We start from the raw sequence: 19,596 nt of genomic DNA on the forward strand, positions 1-19,596 counted from the left end.
TATGAGCAGTAAAGAGGGACAGACAGTCATTGAATTTCGGGATGTAGTACGTACTTATGGTGAGGAGGAAGCCTTACAGTATGCGGTCAACCATATTAATTTTACGATTGATAAGGGTGAATTTGTGGTAATCCTTGGACAGTCGGGCGCGGGCAAGTCTACTGTGCTGAATATGCTTGGCGGCATGGATCAGCCTACGGAAGGCGAAGTGATCATTGATGGGGCGACGATATCCAATATGAAGGATAAACAGTTATCCGATTACCGGGCAGAGAAGATTGGATTTATTTTTCAGTTTTATAACCTGATCCCAACACTGACGGCATATGAAAATGTGGCATTGACGAAGAGTATTGTCAAGAATGCGGCGAGTGCGGATGAGATGCTGGCAGCAGTAGGTCTTGCGGATCACAAGGATAAATTTCCATCGCAGTTATCGGGAGGTGAACAGCAGAGAGTGTCTATCGCCAGAGCATTAGCTAAGAAACCGCAGATCATCCTTGGTGATGAGCCAACCGGCGCACTGGATTCCGAGACGGGTGTGATTGTGCTCGAGCTTCTTCAGAAGCTTGGAAAAGAGCATGGTAATACGGTAGTCATTGTTACCCATAATGCGGATATTGCCAAGTGTGCGGATAAGGTGATTCGTATGAAAAATGGTAAGATATCCGAGATCGTTATCAATGAGAATCCGCTTCCGGTAAGGGAGGTGGAGTGGTAATGCTGTTTCGCAAAATGCTGCGTGATTTTAGGAAAAATTTTGGAGCATTTTTCTCAGTATTTCTGTTATCGGCACTGGCAATGACATTATTCTGCACCTTTGAAGGACATGTATTATCGCAGAATGTTGCCAGAGAGGCATATCGTAAGGAGTGCAATCTGTCCGATGTATGGGTATATGGAGAAGGATTTTCAGAAGAACAGTTAGAGAAAGTACGGGATCTTGATTTCGTCCAGTTGGTTCAGCTTCGGACTGCTATTACAGGCACGGCTCCAGACTGCGATGGGGCACAGGTGGATATCTTCCTGGAAAATGAAAATACGGTCAATACACCATATTATATTTCAGGTGAGAAGTTTGATCCTTCGGATAAAGATGGTGTCTGGATTGCCAATGCATTTGCCGAGAGGCGGAATCTTCATGTGGGTGATCGATTTACCATGGAGTATGACGGAGTAATATTTACTAAGACGATAAAAGGACTGACTGAGAGCGCGGAATATGAATATCGTCAGGCAGACGGAGATGCAGATACTTATCTGGAAAATATCGCAATCGTGTATATGTCTATGGATGGATTTCCGGCAGAGGAGTATGTACAGCATCTCTTTACACAGGGAAAGATTAGTATTGTGGATGTGATCGCAGGACTGGCATCTTCGGATCAGTCTGATTCCATGCCGTATACGCAGATGATCATCCGTACCAAAGATAATGGAGCACTGGAGCATGAGGATGAAATCGCTGAGGCATTGGATCATGATTATTCGGCAATGATCGATCGTAAATCGGTGCCTGGACTTGCAAGACTTGACAGTGAGCTTGACCAGCATCAGTCATTTTCTTATGTGTTTGTTGTGATATTTGTGGGTATTGCGGTGTTGGTAATTGCAACTACAATGAACCGTATGGTGGCAAAACAGCGGACACAGATCGGTACATTGAATGCGCTGGGTATGAAGAAATGGAAGGTACTGCTTCATTATGTAAGCTTCAGCCTTGTAGTATCGGTGCTTGGTGTGAGCGCTGGCCTGTTGCTTGGGATTTTATGGGGATGCCCGACAATCATGAGTATGTTTGGAGCGTGGTACATTGTACCGGATCTACATTCCGTTTTCCATCCGATGTATCTGGTGATTTCTCTGGTAGTCGTGTTGGCATGTGTATTATCAGCATATCTGAGCTGCAGAAAGATTCTGCGGATACGCCCGGCGGAAGCACTTCGCCCGGCGCCGCCGAGACAGGGCAAAAGGTGTTTGTTTGAAAAGTTGCCATTCTGGAAGAAACTGTCATTTAACAGCCAGTATAATCTGCGCGACATATCGCGGGCGAAGTTAAGAGCATTTATGTGTATTGTCGGAACGGCAGTCGGAATGCTTATGATGATGTACGGAACCGGATGCGGCTCATTAGTTAGCACGATGGTGGATCTGAATTTTGAGCGGACAGCAGTAGCAGAATATCAGACAAAACTATCGTCAGATGCTAAACTATCGGACGTGGATGCACTGGCAGACAGTGTGGACGGAGAACTGGTGATGCAGGATGCAGTGGAAATCTCAAAGGTGAAAAATGCATCCTCAAAAGAGAAGAAGAAAGAGACCATTACGGTTCTGGAAGGAGAACATCTCTATAATATTCTGGATCTGAATAATAAAGTAACAGATCTTGTGCCGGGTACGGTTGGCTTAAGCCGGAAACTGGCAGAAGATATGGATATTAAGGTTGGAGATACTATATACTGGCATTTGTATTCAAAGAATACCTGGTATAAAGCAAAAGTCGGCATGATCTATCGGTGTTCGGATACACAGGGAATTGCGATGCTCAGAGAAGATTATGAAGAGACAGGCGCAGAATATACACCGACCCTGCTGATGAGTAATCAGAAACCAGAGAATACGAAAGATAAAGACTATATTATCAGCGTATCCAGTAAACCGGATATGGAAAAGGCATATGAGAACAGTATGTCAATGGTTAATCTTATGGTATATATGATGATCGGATTTTCTTCCATTATGATCATCGTTGTATTATACAATTCTGGTTCGTTGTCGTTTAATGAACGAATCAAGGAACTGGCAACACTGAAGGTTATGGGCTTCCGTTCCGGTAGGATCCGCCAGCTTCTCAGCGTGCAGAATCTGTGGTTGTCACTGGTCGGAATTGTGATCGGTATCCCGCTTGGCAATGTGTCATTGAATGCGATGATGAACAGTAATGGCGAGAATTTTGACTATATGCTGAAATTACCGATGATCGACTACGTGCTGTCCGGAATACTCGTTATGGCGGTATCTATGCTGGTAAGTTTCATGTTCTCCAAACGTATCCGTAAACTGGATATGGTGGAGGTACTGAAAGGGTGCGAATAAGTGAGAATTCGGATAATTGAAAAAATCGAAAAATGTCTTGCATTTTTCATGACTTCTGTGTATTATATTATAAACTCTTTGCACTGCATATATTAACTACAGTACAAACTGAACAGGCCGGGGAAACCTGGGGCCGGGTCACAGAAGTGACAGTGGAGAATAAGACGATATGTACATCCACGGGACAGTAGATTTACTGAAACGTGGGTGTATTTTTATGCCCATGTACATAACAGCAGACAGAATGTCTGATTATGAAAGAGCAGGAGTGCTTGTCAATGAATGGAGGTTATGGACATGGAAAATGAATTTGAAAAGACAGCAATTAGAGTTTCGTTAGTGAGTGTAGTATGGAATCTGATCCTATCAGTATTTAAGCTGATTGCAGGTTTTGTAGCACATTCAGGAGCAATGATCAGTGATGCGGTACATTCGGCATCGGATGTATTCAGCAGTATTATCGTTATGATCGGTGTGCGGATATCCGGGAAAGCATCAGATAAGGATCATCCGTATGGACACGAGAGAATGGAATGTGTGGCAGCCATTGTACTGGCTACGGTACTTGCAGGGACAGGTGTTGGTATTGGCTATGCCGCAGTCAAGACATTACTTGACGGTGAATATGCATCTGAGATACCGGGAATGCTGGCACTGATCGCAGCAGTCGTATCAATCTTGGTAAAAGAAGCAATGTTCTGGTATACCAGATATTATGCGAAGAAGATTGATTCCAGTGCAGTGATGGCAGATGCATGGCACCATCGTTCTGATGCGTTATCATCGGTAGGCGCGCTGATCGGTATCGGTGGCGCGAGACTTGGTTTCCCAATCATGGAGCCAATCGCAAGTATAGTGATCTGTGTATTTATTGAGAAAGCAGCATTTGATATTTTCAAAGATGCTATTGATAAGATGGTAGATAAGGCATGTGATGAGCAGACCGAGAAAGCTTTGAGAAACTGCGCATTGAATACCAAAGGCGTAGAGCAGGTGGATCTTTTGAAGACCCGTATTTTTGGCAACAAGGTTTATGTGGAGATGGAAATCGGGGCAGACGAGAATCTGTCGTTAAAAGACAGCCATGCGATCGCAGAGAACGTACATGATGCGATTGAACAGGGCTGGCCGAAGATCAAACATATCCTGATTCATGTGAATCCGGTAAGAATGTAATGATGCCAGGAGTGCATAGCACGGAACAATCAGCAGGCATCATAGTTGGGAGCTTTTGACCCCAACATCATGTAATTAGATAGAGAAATGTTATAGAAAAGTATTCAGGCGTTCCGTATGACGGAGCGCCTTTTAGGTTATTCTTCCTTCAAGATAATTAATACACTCCATTGATTATTCAAATGCTATTATGGCATTGAATCACAGAGCTGGTTATACTAAAATAGTAATGAAATTTTAAATGAATGAATTACAGGAGGACAGAATAGATGGAAAATGTACATAGCATTGACGTAGAGGATGATCAGTTTGCATATCGTTATGACACGCAGTTATTAATCGACCGCAGGGACGATGATCTGGATGAGGATGAGATTTCCGATTACATCTCAGAGCATCTTGAAGGAAACTGTCTGATCGCAGTAGGTGACGAAGACCTGATCAAGATTCATTTTCATACCAATGAGCCGTGGAAAGTGCTCGAATACTGCAACAGTATCGGCGAGATATATGATATCGTAGTGGAAGATATGATCCGTCAGTCAGCAGGTTTGAAAGGTTAACCTATGTATTTGATATCTTTATACTTTGATGATGTGATAAATGAAAGAATCCAGTCGTATATGAATCAGATTGCAAAACGCACGGGGAATGAAGTGATGCTTGCAGATAAGGTTCCGCCACATATTACGTTGTCAGCATTTGAGACAACGCAGGAGTCAGAAGCAGTGGCAGTGTTTGAAGATCTGGCAAAGGAATTTATCTGCGGTGAGATCATGTGGTGTTCGGTAGGGATATTTTTTCCACACACGATCTATCTGCTGCCGGTTATGAATCACTACCTGTTTCAAATGTCAGAACAGGCATATCAGTATATAAGCCAGATTCGTCAGGTGAAGATTCATCAGCGGTATCAGCCATTTTCCTGGATACCGCACAGTACGATTGGAAAGCAGCTGTCGCAGACAGAATTAAAAGAGGCATTTGTAGTGATGCAGGAGCAGTTTGGCATGTTCCGTGGAACTGCGGTCGGCATCGGTCTTGCAAAGACGAATCCGTATATGGATATCTGTCGGGTGTGGTATGACCCTATGACAGGAAAATGCATACAAAACGATAAGAAGGCAATGCAGGAGAGTAAGCAATGGAAATAGGATTAGTATTGACATTATGCGGCCTTGGAATTGCATTTTGGATTCCAGCCTTTATACTGGGCATGATTTCAGGTAATAAAATGCGCAAATGCACAGCTGATGCAACAGCCACAGTAGTACGCATCAATGTGAGGAATTCCGGTGATAATGGTTTGTCGTATCATCCGATATATGAATATTATGCTGGAGGGAGTTATTATACATCAGAAGGCGCTTATATAAGCAGACGTGTGCCGCCAGTTGGTGCAAAAGTCCAGATTAAGTATAATCCAGACAAACCAAAGCAGTCTTACATACCGGGATATGATAATAAAGTATATAAGATATTGACGATTGTATTTGTAATTGTCGGAGCGATACCGATACTTGTATGCATCGGAATCTTATTATTTGTGTAGACAAGAATTTTAATAGTTATTGATAGTGACAGGAGAAAATAGCATGATCAGACATATATTATTTTGGAATTATACGGAAAAAGGTAAAAGCAGAGCAGTTAATTGCGGTACAGGACTGGCGCAGGCATAATGTGCAGAATTATGTATATGGCATACTTAAGATCTTTGTAGAATGCAGAGTGATTGGTGGCAAGTTCGAGGATAATATTGAAACTACAGAGATCCGATATTTTGGAAAAGAAGAATTACCAGATAAGCTGGCGGTCGAGAAGACGACAAAAGAACAGATACTGATGTGCTTTCAGGCACATGAAGCGGAACACTGGAAAGTAATTGTGGATTAGAATGTAAAGACGGTAGCAGAGGCTGGTTGAATATCGATTACTGGGAACAGGTACTTGGAACATACAAAGTGATTTTTGAGAGACACGTATAAAGGCAGAACAAATTCATAACATGGTATAGGAAGCTGGATTGACAAGCGAGTTAGTCTATGCTAACATAACAAGTATGATGGAAGATGAGCGCAGAAAACAAACGGAACAAAAATTAATAGAGTCTGGCAAAGCAGAATTTCTAAAAAAAGGCTATGTGAAAGCTAATCTACGGGATCTTTGTAAAACAGCCGGGGTCACGACCGGAGCATTTTATTTCTCATTTGCGAATAAAGAAGCATTGCTGGCTGCAATCCTTGATCCCGTGATCGCGGATTATGAGCGGATGTGCAGTATGTTTGCGCAGAGAGAAGAGGAAGATCCGGGGACGGCGGATGATAATGAACGGCAGATGATGGAATATCTGTCGGCACATCGAACCGAGGCAGTCATCCTCATGGATCAGTGTGCCGGAAGCCGGTATGAGATGTTCAGAGCACAGATTAAATTACAGATGCAGGCAGCATTTACCAGTTATTTTACGAAATTTATGGGTAGAAAGCCTGACGCAGAGCTTATCAGAATCTTAGTGTCTATGAGACTTCAGGGATATATGGAGTTGATAAAAGGAGATTACACGGTGGATGAAAGAGTACGGATGTCGCGGGAAATCGGCATTCATGCCGATGCCGGGACAGCGGCATTAATTAAATATCTGAATCAGGAACATGAAGCCTGTCGCAAATAATGCGGCGGGCTTTTCCATTGCCAAACATAACATTTTGCGGCTTTGTTATGTGCTCGAAATGAGTAAAAATATATTTCTAAGGAGGAACTAACATGAGAGAAAAGACAAATTACGGGAACTGGGTGCCGGAGAAAGCATTGTATATGCTGTTTGGTGGCGCAGCGATCTTACTTGTAGCGGCAATTGTATCAGGAGTAATGGGAGTGGTGCCGGTTATTACATGGATAGCAGGCGTGATCGGTGTGCTGATGCTTGTGATGGCTGTGTATATGCTGATCTGCCATGAGGAATTTGCATTTGGAAAAGGAAATATGATGGCTGGCGTACATCAGCATCTGGTTGACCATCTTGACTGGGACGGCAAAGGCGAGCTGCTTGATATCGGATGCGGAGCGGCAGCACTGACAGTCCGCTGTGCGAAGGCTTTTCTGGAGGCAGAGATTACCGCGATGGACTACTGGGGAGCCGAGTGGAATTATGCCAAAGAGCAGTGTGAGAACAATGCGCGTCTGGAAGGTGTTGCGAACAGGATAACATTTCAGAAGGGTGATGCTGCAAAGATGGAATTTGAGACGGAAACATTTGATGCAGCGGTCAGCAATTTTGTATTTCATGAAGTGCGCACTGCAAAGGATAAGAGGGATGTGGTAAAAGAAGCACTTCGGGTGGTAAAGAAAGGTGGCGTATTTTCTTTTCAGGATATGTTCTCTCAGAAGGCATTATATGGAGATATGAATGAATTTGTCAGAGAACTGAAAGCAGAAGGCATTTCAGAGGTTCACTATATCGGTAATCTGGAAAAGAAGCTGGATTTTATTCCTGGATATGTGAAGACTCCGTGGATGATAAGCGGTATGGGCATTCTGTATGGCAGGAAATAGGAGGTAAATGATTCGTAGATTGACAAAACAGCCTGTCTGCTTCTATGCTAAAGCTGTAAAAACGTTTCGCAGATAGAAAAGCGGAGCGGGAACAGCAGGAGGAAATGACAAGACGTGGAGGCGAAACAGTTCGGGCAGTTTATTGCCGGGATACGAAAAGAGAAAAAGATGACGCAGGCAGAACTTGCAGAAAAAATCAATGTGACAGATAAGGCGGTCAGCCGGTGGGAGCGGGGGCTTGGATTTCCGGATATTCAGACACTGGAGCCACTGGCGCAGGCACTTGGAATCTCTGTGCTGGAATTGATGCGTTCTAAAAAGAAGGAATCCACAGGAGATGTGGATATAACGGAAACCCAATATACCCGCCAGGAGGTGGCTGAGATGCTTCAAAATGCAGATGATATTTCGAAACAACAGAAAAAACAGGATAAGAATGCCAATATCATTGCCGGAATCCTGGTGATCGGTGTGGCGGCAGCGGCGTGGGCTGCGAAGATTGCCAATGTCGGAGGCGGACTTGTGCTTGGTGGACTGGCAGCAACTGTGTTTGTGTCTTTGTGGTATTTTTTCCAGAATATAGATGATGAAGAAAGCCGCAGGATATATGGCGTGGCATCAGCATTATCTATTGGAATTGTAGCAGCGCTGGTCAATTATGTTTGGGGAGACCGGATTGCAGAATGGATTCCGGGCGGTGTGGAACGAAAGGAACAGATTTTCTGGACACTCTGGTATCTGTTTGTGATTGCAATGCTTATGCTCGGGACGATCAGAGGTGTCCGTCAGCAGAGACAGAAAAAAGTAAAGAAGTATAAAACGGTTCTCTTTACAGGAATTATGGCAGTATTTATGTTTGTCACGCTCTGGCAGTATCAGAATACGATGCAGAGACAGAGACGGAATATAGGAATCTGGAGTGGAGCACAACAGTATGCCGAGACATTGCTCAAAAAAGACAAACATCTTGAAAATGACTGGTTAATTGGTGATGAGTCATGGCAGGACGGGAAAAATACTTATCAGATCCGTCTTACCTACTATGCTGATTCCGATGCCGAGAAAGAAGGAAAAGAGAGTGAATATCAGTACACGATTCATTTTGATGAAACAGAGGGCTATCTGATTAAATCGGAGGGTGTACCGGAGAAAGAAAAGGATCTCACAGGGGAATAATCTATTTGACACAGAGCCCACTTTCGTGTATAAAAGTGTGTGAATTATTTTGACAACATGCGTTACACGAAGGAGGTTTTTATGGCTGGAAGAAAAGAGATGGATCTGACAACAGGCAGACCGTTTGGTTCATTGCTCAGATTTGCGGTCCCTGTAATACTTGGCAATTTGTTTCAGCTTTTTTATACACTGGCGGATTCTGTGATCGTAGGGAAGACACTAGGAGCAGATTCTCTTGCGGCGGTAGGGTCAACCAGCATTATTATTTATTTTGTGCTCTGTTTTATCAATGGATTTACTGGTGGCTTTGGTATCTGTCTGGGACAGCGTTGCGGTGCGAGAGACGAGCGTGGAATGCGAAAGAGCATTGCAGTTTCAATGATTCTCGGTGTTATATTTGCGGTAGTGTTGACTACATTGTGCTGTGTGCTTTCCCATCAGATCATTCGCTGGATGAAGATTCCGGCGGATATTGCAGTGGAGGCATATGCATATATGTTTGTCGTGCTTCTCGGTACAGGTGCGACCGTATTTTACAATATGATCTTCTAATTATGTGGCACAGAACTTTGGTGCAGGCAAGAGGGAACGGATTTGTCAGGGTGTTCGTGCCAGCCTGATCCAGACAGAGACGTTCAATGTGTTGATGTGTGCGGGCATTATATTACTGAAGCATCCGATTGTAGAACTTTTCATGTCCAATCCGACAAAGGAGATCTATCATTATTCGGATGCATATCTGACGATCGTGGCACCGTTTTATGTGATACTGGGACTGCTTGCTGTGTATCGTACTACTATTCAGAGTATGCAGAATGGCTGGGCACCATTTGCAGCGTGTATGATCGAGCTGGTAATGAGGATATCAGCAACAGTTGGACTTGTTGGAATGCTTGGCTATACATCAGTATGCATTGCAAGTCCTATGGCGTGGTTTGGAGCATGTGCATTACTGATTCCATGCTATTACCGGATGATGAAAGTGTGGAAAAAAGATAAATAGAATATGCTAAATTGAGAAAAACAGTCCATTATACTGCGAAAATGATAGTCGTTTTCACTTGAAAAAATCAAAATGATGCGATACACTATATGAGAAGTTAGAGAAAACTAACTCGCGTGAATAAATCATTTTGAAACTCCCTTTTCAATGTATGACTGGAGTGCTTACAGTCAGAAACTGCGGTCTGATGTGCTGACAGACCGCGGTAAATGGGAGCGGGAAGGAGCTAATAATATGGACTATTTACAGATTGAAAAAGTAATTGGAAGAGAAATTCTGGATTCAAGAGGTAATCCGACCGTAGAGGCAGAAGTGTATCTGATAGATGGAACAGTCGGCAGAGGTACTGCACCAAGCGGCGCATCTACCGGAGAGTTTGAAGCGCTGGAGCTTCGTGACGGAGATAAGGACAGATATCTTGGAAAAGGTGTGCAGAAAGCTGTGGAGAATATTAACACTGTAATCAATGACACGCTGATTGATATGGATGCATCCGACATTTATGCAATTGATAAAGCAATGATTGATGCAGATGGAACAAAGGATAAATCCAAACTTGGAGCAAATGCAATTCTTGCAGTATCTATCGCGTGTTGCAGAGCGGCAGCGACTGCATTAGATATTCCGCTTTACCGTTTCCTTGGAGGTGTATCCGGTAACCGTCTTCCGGTACCGATGATGAACATCCTGAACGGTGGCGCACACGCTGCAAATACCGTAGATGTACAGGAATTTATGATCATGCCGGTAGGAGCAGTGTCATTTAAAGAAGCGCTCCGCTGGTGTGCAGAAGTATTCCATGCACTTGCAAAACTGCTGAAGAGCAAAGGGCTTGCTACATCCGTAGGTGATGAAGGTGGATTTGCACCGGATCTCGCAAGTGACGAAGAAGCAATCCAGTACATTCTGGATGCAGTAAAACAGGCTGGATACGAGCCGGGCAAAGACTTTATGATTGCTATGGACGCAGCTTCCAGTGAGTGGAAAGGCGAGAAGAAGGGCGAATATGTACTTCCGAAGGCAGGAACTAAGTATACATCTGCAGAACTGATCGAGCACTGGAAAGGTCTCGTAGAGAAATATCCGATCATTTCTATCGAGGATGCATTGGATGAAGAAGATTGGGAAGGGTGGCAGTTGCTTACCAAAGAACTTGGCGATAAGGTACAGTTAGTAGGTGACGATCTCTTTGTAACGAATACAGAACGTCTTGCTAAGGGTATCAGCCTTGGATGCGGTAACTCTGTACTGATCAAGCTGAATCAGATCGGATCTGTATCTGAGACTCTGGAAGCAATTAAGATGGCACATAAAGCAGGTTATACAGCAGTTACCTCCCATCGTTCCGGTGAGACGGAGGATACAACCATCGCTGACCTCGCAGTAGCATTGAACACCTGCCAGATCAAGACAGGAGCACCTTCAAGATCTGAGCGTGTGGCTAAATACAATCAGCTTCTCCGTATCGAAGAAGAACTGGGAAGTGCCGCAGTATATCCGGGAAGAGAAGCATTTAACGTATAAATGCAACATACATTACATGAATCAGTCCTTAAGTATCTTTTAACTTCATAAACAAGATGAGAATCCGCCGTGTGCAGACGCACTTAGGCGGATTCCGTCTTTTGCGCGATAATCCACTATGTAGAAATTGTACTTGCACGAATTTCTGATGGTTCATACAGTTGTATCAGAATCCAACATCTGGTAAGATAAATAGCAGTAATGATGAGAGGAGGAAGTACAATGTTTGAAGGAAAGAAGCTTGGATTCGGACTGATGCGTCTGCCGCTTACAGATGCAAATGACAAGGGAAGCATTGATATAGAAGCGTTAAAAGAGATGGTGGATACATTTATGGAGCAGGGCTTTACCTATTTTGACACGGCGTGGATGTATTGTGCATTTAAGAGTGAAAATGCGGTAAAAGAAGCATTGACAGACCGCTATCCGAGAGATAGATATACGCTGACCACAAAGCTGCATGCATCTTATCTGAAGACGAAAGAAGATAGGGATCGTATTTTCGAAGAACAGAGACAGAAGACGGGTGTGGATTATTTTGATTATTATCTGATTCATGCAATTGATCAGGAATTATATTCGATCTACAACGAGATGGACTGCTTTAACTGGCTGATTGAAAAGAAGAAGCAGGGATTTGTAAAACATATTGGATTTTCATACCACGACAGTGCAGAATTTCTGGATCAGGTGCTGACAGAACATCCGGAGATGGAATTTGTTCAGCTTCAGATGAATTATCTGGATTGGGAAAGTGCAGAAGTGCAGTCGCGTAAATGTTATGAAGTGGCGTCAAAACATGGCAAACCGGTCATTGTTATGGAACCTGTAAAAGGAGGAACCCTTGCTGATGTACCTGCGGAGGTACGTGAGAGTTTTACTGCATATCATCCTGATCTTTCTGTGCCATCATGGGCAATCCGGTTTGTGGCAAGTCTGGATAATGTAGCGATGGTACTGAGCGGCATGAGCAATATGGAGCAGCTTATGGATAACATATCCTATATGAAAGAATTTGTGCCAATGAATGCCGAAGAAACCGAACTGGTACATAAGGCTGCTGAAATGATCAAAGACAGTATAGCGATTCCGTGTACAGGATGTTCTTATTGTACAGAAGGCTGTCCGATGCAGATTGCAATTCCAGATCTGTTTCGTGTCTATAACAAGAGTAAACGTGGCGAAATTACTGACGTTGAAGCTAACGAGGAGTATCGGCAACTGACAGAGTCTGGAGGAAAAGCCAGGGAATGTCTGGCGTGTGGACAATGCCAGGTGGCCTGTCCGCAACATCTTGAGATCATTAATTATCTCAAGGATGTGGCAAAATGTATGGAAAAGCAGGATTAGAACATGAACATAGTTAATATCGAGAACATTAGTAAAATATACGGAGAGAAGGTTATCTTTGACGAGACTTCTTTTGGTATCCAGCAGGGAGATAAGATCGGTATCGTTGGAATCAACGGAACCGGTAAGACTACACTCCTTCGGATGGTCAGCGGAGAGGAAGTTCCTGACAGCGGACAGATCGTCAGACAGAACGGATTAAAGATTGCGTTTGTAGTGCAGAATCCGCCGTATGATCCAGAGGAGACGGTTGATGCCTATGCATTATCGGGAAATTCGGATACGGACTGGAAGGTACAGAGTTATCTGAACCAGCTTGGGATTGCGGATGGCACACAGAAGATGAAAGAGCTGTCCGGAGGACAGAGAAGACGCGCAGCTATGGCGAAAGTACTTGCAGGAGACTTTGATCTGCTGCTTCTGGATGAGCCGACGAACCATCTGGACGAGGAAATGATCAGCTGGCTGGAAGATTATCTGCGAAGCTTTCGTGGAACGATCCTGATGGTTACTCATGACCGGTATTTTCTGGATCGCGTGACGAATCGTATTCTGGAGATCAGTCATGGGAAACTCTATGGTTATCAGACTGCATATTCGGGATTCCTGGAACTGAAAGCGGAACGGGAAGAGATGGAGCTTGCATCCGAGCGCAAGAGGCAGAGCATCCTGCGCATTGAACTGGAGTGGGCGAAGCGCGGATGCCGTGCGAGAACCACCAAGCAGAAAGCGCGTCTGGAACGTCTGGAAGGTCTGAAAAATGGATCTGCTCCGGTATCAGACCAGACGGTGGAACTGGATAGCATTGAGACTCGCATGGGCAAGAAGACGATCGAACTGCATCATATTGCCAAGGCATTTGGCGATCGGGTGATTCTGAGAGATTTTGACTATATCTTTTTGAAGAACCAGAATGTTGGTATTGTGGGTCCGAATGGCTGCGGTAAGTCTACCCTGCTTCGGATGATCGCAGGAGAAACAGAACCGGATCAGGGAAGCGTCGAAGTGGGCGAGACCATCCGCATTGGTTATTTTGCGCAGGAAGAACAGGAGATGGACGACCGTCAGAGAGTCATCGATTACGTAAAGGACATTGCGGAATATATCAACACCAGAGAGGGACGCATCAGTGCATCTGCCATGCTGGAGCGGTTCCTATTTACCCCGGATATGCAGTATGCGCCGATCGGCAAGCTGTCCGGCGGTGAGAAGCGGAGACTGTATCTGCTTGGCGTGCTCTGCCAGGAGGCAAATGTGCTGATCCTTGATGAGCCGGGCAATAATCTTGATATACCGACATTGACAATTCTCGAAGATTTTCTTAATTCTTTTGTAGGAATTGTGATCACCGTATCCCATGACCGATATTTTCTGGATAATGTGGCAGACCGCATTTTCGCATTTGACGGACATGGCGGACTTACCCAGTATGAGGGCGGTTATACCGATTATCTCGAAGCATCCGGCGGCGGACATATGGCGAATGCCGTGACCGCACCGCAGATCAGTAAAGCAGATCCGGCACAGAAAGAAGATGCGAAGAAGAGCTGGAAGCAGAACCGTCCGCAGAAGCTCAAATTCAGTTACAAAGAGCAGAAAGAATTCGAGACGATCGATGAAGATATTGCGAAGCTGGAAGCGAAGACCGAGCAGTTGGATGAAGAGATGGCGCGCAATGCAACTAATTCTGTAAAACTGTCGGAGCTGATTGCGGAGAAGGAAAAAACGGAAGCAGAGCTGGAGGAAAAGATGGATCGCTGGGTATATCTGAATGACCTGAAAGAGCGCATTCAGAACGGAGAATAAAATAGATCAATAATTAATTCAAAAAGATGATTAGGATACTTGACAAACAGTAGGTATATTGCTATTATAAAAAAACAGAACGCACTCTGTTTTTAAAAAGTAAGATCAGGAGGTGCACAATGAAAAGAGTATTATCATTATTAGTAGATGATAATCCTGGAGTTCTGAGCAGAATATCAGGATTATTCAGCAGAAGATGTTATAACGTAGACAGTATCACAGCAGGTGTGACTGCCGATCCAAGATTTACAAGAATTACAATTGTAACGAGCGGAGATGAGCTGATTCTGTCACAGATTGAGAAGCAGGTCAGAAAGTTGGAAGACGTTGTTGAGATTAAGGTGCTTGCTCCGGAAGAGTCCGTATTTCGTGAACTGATCATGGTGAAGATTCGTGCCAATGCAGCACAGAGATCAGAAGTCAGCGCGATCGCAGATATTTTCCGTGCCAAGGTTGTAGACGCAGGCAAGGAGTCGCTGATCATCGAACTTACAGGCAATCAGTCCAAGCTTGGCGCATTCTTAAATCTTCTGGACGGCTATGAGATACTGGAACTTGCAAGAACCGGTATTACAGGGCTTTCAAGAGGAAGCGATAATGTAACGATTATCGAATAGTTATACCAGCAGAGATAACGATGGTCTCTAAATGCGGTGTGAAGAGCATCAGCATTTGACAATATATTTTATTATTCATTAGGAGGATGATACATATGTCAGCAAGAATTTTTTACCAGGAAGATTGTAATTTAGCTGAATTGGAGGGAAAGAAGATCGCTATTATCGGTTATGGCAGCCAGGGACATGCACATGCCCTGAACCTGAAGGAATCAGGATGCGATGTAATCGTAGGTCTTTACGAAGGAAGTAAGTCATGGGCAAAAGCAGAAGCTCAGGGACTGAAGGTTTATACAGCAGCAGAGGCTGCTAAGCAGGCAGACATCATCATGATTTTGATCAACGATGAGAAACAGGCTGCACTTTACAAGAATGATATCGAGCCAAACCTTGAAGAAGGTAACATGCTGATGTTCGCTCATGGTTTCAACATTCACTTCAATCAGATTGTACCGCCGAAGTATGTTGATGTTACTATGATCGCACCTAAGGCACCAGGACACACAGTAAGAAGCGAGTATCAGGCTGGTAAGGGAACACCTTGTCTGGTAGCTGTAGAGCAGGATTACACAGGAAAGGCTCTTGACAGAGCACTTGCTTATGGTCTTGGAATCGGCGGAGCAAGAGCTGGTATCCTTGAGACAACATTCAGAACAGAGACAGAGACTGACCTCTTCGGCGAGCAGGCTGTACTTTGCGGTGGTGTTTGTGCTCTTATGCAGTGTGGATTTGAGACACTGGTTGAAGCTGGATATGATCCGAGAAATGCTTACTTCGAGTGTATCCACGAGATGAAGCTGATTGTTGATCTGATCTACGAATCAGGATTCGCAGGAATGAGATACTCTATCTCTAACACAGCTGAGTACGGTGATTACATCACAGGACCTAAGGTAGTAACAGCTGAGACAAAGAAAGCTATGAAGCAGATCCTGAAAGACATCCAGGATGGTTCATTTGCAAAAGAATTCCTGTTAGACATGTCAGCAGCAGGTGGACAGGCTCACTTCAAAGCAATGAGAAAGCTTGCTTCTGAGCATCCGTCAGAGAAGGTTGGCGAGGAGATCAGAAAGCTGTACAGCTGGAGTGATTCTAACAAGCTGATCAACAACTAATCTAAATATTGAATAACAGAGATTACCGAGACCGTTGCGTATGCAGCGGTCTCTTTGCTATACTGAAAACAAGAATCGGGGACACAAGGAGGAAGACCTATGATCATACCACATTACTACGAAGACCCTCATATGCTGCACGAGAATACCATGCCGAACCGGGCATACTATGTTCCGGCATCAAAGCGGATGGACAATCTGATCGAACACAGAGAACAGTCAGATCGTCTGCAATCGTTAAATGGTAACTGGAAGTTCCTTTATTATAAGAGCATCTATGATCTGCAGGATGAATTTTACAAGACAGATTATCCAGTAGAAGAATATGATACGGTTCCGGTACCGGGCGTATGGCAGAATTACGGTTATGAGCCTCATCAGTATATCGAATCCGATTATCCATTTCCGGTGGACCCTCCTTATGTACCGTTAGATAACCCGTGCGGGGCATACATTCATAAGTTTCCGTACAAAACGAATGCAGATGCGCCAAAAGTGTATCTGGAATTTGAAGGCGTGGATTCCTGCTTTTATGTGTGGCTGAACGGAACATACGTGGGTTATGGTCAGGTGTCGCATTCTTTGAATGAATTTGATATCACAGATCAGATCGCAGAAGGAGAAAATACGCTGGCTGTTCTGGTGTTGAAATGGTGTGACGGAAGTTATCTAGAAGATCAGGACAAGTTCCGTATGTCGGGAATCTTTCGGGATGTGTATTTATTAGAACGCCCGAAGCAGTGCATTTACGATTACACGATCCATGCAGTGCCGGAAGCAGATGGTCGAAAGGGGAAGATACAGATTCAGACCAGTTATCTGGATCAGGTGATTCCTGTAACTGCAAGAGTATACACGGCAGATAACTGTCTGATTCACGAAATAACATTTGAAAATGAGATTGAGCTGGTAATCGATGATCCTGTGTTGTGGAACAGTGAACAGCCGTATCTCTACACCCTGGTTCTGGAGACGGAACATGAGGTGATCGCAGAATATATTGGAATCCGGGAGATCCATGTCGAGAACAGCATCGTCTATATCAATGGGGCACCTGTGAAGTTCCGCGGTGTGAACCGCCATGATTCCGATCCGGTAACAGGATTTGCCATCAGCGTGTACCAGATGAAGAAGGATCTGGAGCTGATGAAGCAGCATAATATCAATGCAATCCGCACCAGCCACTATCCGAATGCACCGATGTTTTATCAGATGTGTGATAAATACGGATTTTTCGTGATCGATGAAGCAGATTATGAGAGTCATGGAACGATGAATCTGTATTATAAAAATGACACCCGTGAGGAGCGGACGAGCAGATGGAATGAGCTGATTACGGATAATCCGGAATATGAAGAAGCAGTGTTGGACAGAGTGAAGAAAATGATAGAGCGTGATAAAAACAGACCATGCGTAGTTATCTGGTCGATGGGCAATGAAAGCGGTTACGGCTGTACAACCGAGAAAGCGCTTGCATGGACGAAAGCGTATGATCCAGGTCGACTTACACATTATGAAGGTGCTTTGCACAAAGGGAAAAAGCGCAGATATGATTATTCCAATCTGGATCTCTACAGCAGAATGTATCCGCTCTATGAGCAGGTGGAAGAATACTGTGAATCTGAACCTGATAAGCCGATGATCCTGTGCGAATACTGCCACTCTATGGGAAATGGAGCCGGAGATTACGAAGATTATTTTGAAATGATTGAGACATACGACTGTCTCTGTGGCGGATTTATCTGGGAATGGTGCGATCATGCTATTTACAAAGGAACGGCGGAGAATGGAAAGGAGATTTACTACTACGGCGGTGATCATGGTGAATATCCGAATGACGGTAATTTCTGTATGGACGGAATGATATATCCTGACCGTACACCACACACGGGACTTTTAGAATATAAGAATGTGCACAGACCTGTCCGTGTGGTGGAATATAACCAGACGGAAGGGATAGTGCTCCTGAAAAATGAGATGAATTATCTGAGTCTTCAGGAGTATGTGGACGTAGTATATGAGGTGAGTTGCGATGGGACACTCGTTGAATCCGGACAACTGGATCTGACAGATGTTCCGGCAATCCGTCCGCATCAGACAGGAAACGTACAGTTACCTGTCAATGTGCCGGAGAAGGGCAGGGTTTATTTAAAATTGACCTATCAATTGAAACATGCAGATGCATTCCGCAGTCAGGGGTATGAACTCGGATTTGACGAGATATTACTGGAAAATGTAGATGGAAACAATCGAAGAGTTACAGACTGGCTTAACAGTAATATAGAAAATGCCGAAGCGATAGAAGTGGAAGAAACAGAGTGGCAGCTGATCGTGAAAGGTGCGCGTTTCTGTTATACCTACGATAAGCTTCACGGAATCTTTGAGCAACTGGAGGCGGATGGCAAAGTATTACTGGATCGACCAACGGAAGTGAATGTATGGCGGGCACCGACGGACAACGATCGGATTATCCGCGTAGAATGGCAGAAAGCAAGGTATCATCAGACAACAACGAGAGCCTACACCACGGAGTATGCAGTGACCGATGCCGGAGTAGAAATCCACAGTAAGATGGCACTGCTTGCAATCACAGTACAGAGACTCATGGATATCGATACAGTCTGGAAAATCGATGTGGATGGAAGAATATCGGTAAAAATGGATGTCGTGAAGAATCCGGAGCTGCCGGAACTTCCGAGATTTGGTCTGCGTCTGTTCCTGAAAAAGGATATGGATCAGTTGGAATATTACGGCGTAGGACCAGAGGAAAGTTATATCGATAAATGCAAAGCAGGCAGTCATGGAATTTATACGGGCAGCATAACGGATCAGCATGAGGATTATATCCGTCCACAGGAAAACGGAAGCCATGCAGACTGCGATTACGTGATCGTGAAAGGAAGCGTACTTGGAATTGTTGCATATGGTGCACAGTCATTCGCATTTAACGTATCTGAGTATACGCAGGAAGAACTGACGGAAAAAGCGCATAATTATGAGCTTGTACCATGCGGAAGTACCGTGTTGTGTCTGGACTATAAACAGAATGGAATCGGATCGCAGAGCTGTGGACCGAGACTGAAAGAGAAGTATCGGTTCGATGAAGAGAGATTTACATTTGAAATGAATCTGAATCCATTGTATGGTACAATGATAGAAAAGTAGTGGAGGACGA

18 protein-coding genes and 1 riboswitch are annotated in these 19,596 nt (G+C 44.3%); all 18 genes read left to right on the top strand.

The window, feature by feature from the left end; all coding sequences use genetic code 11:
• Nucleotide 1: 1 nt before the first annotated feature.
• The 18 genes from DWZ93_RS02055 (at nt 2) to DWZ93_RS02135 (ending at nt 19,586) form a co-directional block, all read left to right on the top strand.
• Complete coding sequence (locus DWZ93_RS02055; RefSeq protein ID WP_118383770.1) at nt 2-721, top strand: ABC transporter ATP-binding protein; 720 nt, start codon at nt 2-4, stop codon at nt 719-721.
• Nucleotides 721-3,099: an ABC transporter permease gene (locus tag DWZ93_RS02060; protein ID WP_118451858.1), complete on the top strand. Its 2,379-nt coding sequence runs from the start codon at nt 721-723 to the stop codon at nt 3,097-3,099. The genes DWZ93_RS02055 and DWZ93_RS02060 overlap by 1 nt, the downstream gene beginning before the upstream one ends.
• 98 nt (nt 3,100-3,197) lie before the next feature.
• A riboswitch (NiCo riboswitch) is annotated at nt 3,198-3,289 on the top strand.
• 107 nt (nt 3,290-3,396) lie between these two features.
• A complete protein-coding gene (locus DWZ93_RS02065) occupies nt 3,397-4,275 on the top strand; it encodes a cation diffusion facilitator family transporter (protein ID WP_118383768.1) in 879 nt (292 codons plus the stop codon).
• Nucleotides 4,276-4,544: 269 nt separating this feature from the next.
• Complete coding sequence (locus tag DWZ93_RS02070; RefSeq protein ID WP_118383767.1) at nt 4,545-4,838, top strand: hypothetical protein; 294 nt, start codon at nt 4,545-4,547, stop codon at nt 4,836-4,838.
• A gap of 3 nt (nt 4,839-4,841) precedes the next feature.
• Entirely contained in the window at nt 4,842-5,429 is a 588-nt protein-coding gene (locus DWZ93_RS02075; RefSeq protein ID WP_118383766.1) for a 2'-5' RNA ligase family protein, read from the top strand.
• A complete protein-coding gene (locus DWZ93_RS02080; RefSeq protein WP_118451859.1) occupies nt 5,420-5,827 on the top strand; it encodes a DUF3592 domain-containing protein in 408 nt (135 codons plus the stop codon). The genes DWZ93_RS02075 and DWZ93_RS02080 overlap by 10 nt, the downstream gene beginning before the upstream one ends.
• Before the next feature lie 131 nt (nt 5,828-5,958).
• A complete protein-coding gene (locus tag DWZ93_RS02085; protein ID WP_118451860.1) occupies nt 5,959-6,171 on the top strand; it encodes a hypothetical protein in 213 nt (70 codons plus the stop codon).
• Between the two features lie 130 nt (nt 6,172-6,301).
• The gene (locus DWZ93_RS02090; protein WP_118451861.1) at nt 6,302-6,949 is read left to right on the top strand and encodes a TetR/AcrR family transcriptional regulator; all 648 of its coding nucleotides are present in this window, start codon (nt 6,302-6,304) and stop codon (nt 6,947-6,949) included.
• 92 nt (nt 6,950-7,041) lie between these two features.
• Nucleotides 7,042-7,830, top strand: a complete 789-nt coding sequence (locus DWZ93_RS02095; RefSeq protein WP_118451862.1) for a class I SAM-dependent methyltransferase — start codon at nt 7,042-7,044, stop codon at nt 7,828-7,830.
• Between the two features lie 114 nt (nt 7,831-7,944).
• Nucleotides 7,945-9,006: a helix-turn-helix domain-containing protein gene (locus DWZ93_RS02100; RefSeq protein ID WP_118451863.1), complete on the top strand. Its 1,062-nt coding sequence runs from the start codon at nt 7,945-7,947 to the stop codon at nt 9,004-9,006.
• A gap of 81 nt (nt 9,007-9,087) precedes the next feature.
• Nucleotides 9,088-9,558: an MATE family efflux transporter gene (locus DWZ93_RS14905; RefSeq protein WP_243061065.1), complete on the top strand. Its 471-nt coding sequence runs from the start codon at nt 9,088-9,090 to the stop codon at nt 9,556-9,558.
• 4 nt (nt 9,559-9,562) lie between these two features.
• On the top strand, nt 9,563-10,009 hold the full coding sequence (locus DWZ93_RS14910) for an MATE family efflux transporter (protein ID WP_243061067.1): 447 nt from the start codon (nt 9,563-9,565) through the stop codon (nt 10,007-10,009).
• Nucleotides 10,010-10,243: 234 nt separating this feature from the next.
• Nucleotides 10,244-11,533, top strand: coding sequence for a phosphopyruvate hydratase (gene eno, locus DWZ93_RS02110; protein WP_118452066.1), 1,290 nt, complete (start codon nt 10,244-10,246; stop codon nt 11,531-11,533).
• A gap of 222 nt (nt 11,534-11,755) precedes the next feature.
• Nucleotides 11,756-12,883, top strand: coding sequence for an aldo/keto reductase (locus DWZ93_RS02115; protein ID WP_118451864.1), 1,128 nt, complete (start codon nt 11,756-11,758; stop codon nt 12,881-12,883).
• 3 nt (nt 12,884-12,886) lie between these two features.
• Nucleotides 12,887-14,689: an ABC-F family ATP-binding cassette domain-containing protein gene (locus DWZ93_RS02120; RefSeq protein ID WP_118383761.1), complete on the top strand. Its 1,803-nt coding sequence runs from the start codon at nt 12,887-12,889 to the stop codon at nt 14,687-14,689.
• 119 nt (nt 14,690-14,808) lie between these two features.
• Nucleotides 14,809-15,306, top strand: coding sequence for an acetolactate synthase small subunit (gene ilvN, locus DWZ93_RS02125; protein WP_118383760.1), 498 nt, complete (start codon nt 14,809-14,811; stop codon nt 15,304-15,306).
• Nucleotides 15,307-15,401: 95 nt separating this feature from the next.
• The gene (gene ilvC, locus DWZ93_RS02130; RefSeq protein ID WP_118383759.1) at nt 15,402-16,421 is read left to right on the top strand and encodes a ketol-acid reductoisomerase; all 1,020 of its coding nucleotides are present in this window, start codon (nt 15,402-15,404) and stop codon (nt 16,419-16,421) included.
• Between the two features lie 99 nt (nt 16,422-16,520).
• Nucleotides 16,521-19,586: a glycoside hydrolase family 2 TIM barrel-domain containing protein gene (locus tag DWZ93_RS02135; protein WP_118451865.1), complete on the top strand. Its 3,066-nt coding sequence runs from the start codon at nt 16,521-16,523 to the stop codon at nt 19,584-19,586.
• Nucleotides 19,587-19,596 lie beyond the last annotated feature (10 nt).

Source organism: Dorea sp. AF36-15AT (genome assembly GCF_003477705.1).
Lineage (GTDB): Bacteria > Bacillota > Clostridia > Lachnospirales > Lachnospiraceae > Claveliimonas > Claveliimonas ammoniilytica.

What these genes read in the sequence shown, in the direction of transcription:
- DWZ93_RS02055 (WP_118383770.1), top strand. Translation starts at nt 2, where the DNA reads ATGAGCAGTAAAGAGGGACAGACAGTCATTGAATTTCGGGATGTAGTA.
- DWZ93_RS02060 (WP_118451858.1), top strand. Translation starts at nt 721, where the DNA reads ATGCTGTTTCGCAAAATGCTGCGTGATTTTAGGAAAAATTTTGGAGCA.
- DWZ93_RS02065 (WP_118383768.1), top strand. Translation starts at nt 3,397, where the DNA reads ATGGAAAATGAATTTGAAAAGACAGCAATTAGAGTTTCGTTAGTGAGT.
- DWZ93_RS02070 (WP_118383767.1), top strand. Translation starts at nt 4,545, where the DNA reads ATGGAAAATGTACATAGCATTGACGTAGAGGATGATCAGTTTGCATAT.
- DWZ93_RS02075 (WP_118383766.1), top strand. Translation starts at nt 4,842, where the DNA reads ATGTATTTGATATCTTTATACTTTGATGATGTGATAAATGAAAGAATC.
- DWZ93_RS02080 (WP_118451859.1), top strand. Translation starts at nt 5,420, where the DNA reads ATGGAAATAGGATTAGTATTGACATTATGCGGCCTTGGAATTGCATTT.
- DWZ93_RS02095 (WP_118451862.1), top strand. Translation starts at nt 7,042, where the DNA reads ATGAGAGAAAAGACAAATTACGGGAACTGGGTGCCGGAGAAAGCATTG.
- DWZ93_RS14905 (WP_243061065.1), top strand. Translation starts at nt 9,088, where the DNA reads ATGGCTGGAAGAAAAGAGATGGATCTGACAACAGGCAGACCGTTTGGT.
- eno (WP_118452066.1), top strand. Translation starts at nt 10,244, where the DNA reads ATGGACTATTTACAGATTGAAAAAGTAATTGGAAGAGAAATTCTGGAT.
- DWZ93_RS02115 (WP_118451864.1), top strand. Translation starts at nt 11,756, where the DNA reads ATGTTTGAAGGAAAGAAGCTTGGATTCGGACTGATGCGTCTGCCGCTT.
- DWZ93_RS02120 (WP_118383761.1), top strand. Translation starts at nt 12,887, where the DNA reads ATGAACATAGTTAATATCGAGAACATTAGTAAAATATACGGAGAGAAG.
- ilvN (WP_118383760.1), top strand. Translation starts at nt 14,809, where the DNA reads ATGAAAAGAGTATTATCATTATTAGTAGATGATAATCCTGGAGTTCTG.
- ilvC (WP_118383759.1), top strand. Translation starts at nt 15,402, where the DNA reads ATGTCAGCAAGAATTTTTTACCAGGAAGATTGTAATTTAGCTGAATTG.
- DWZ93_RS02135 (WP_118451865.1), top strand. Translation starts at nt 16,521, where the DNA reads ATGATCATACCACATTACTACGAAGACCCTCATATGCTGCACGAGAAT.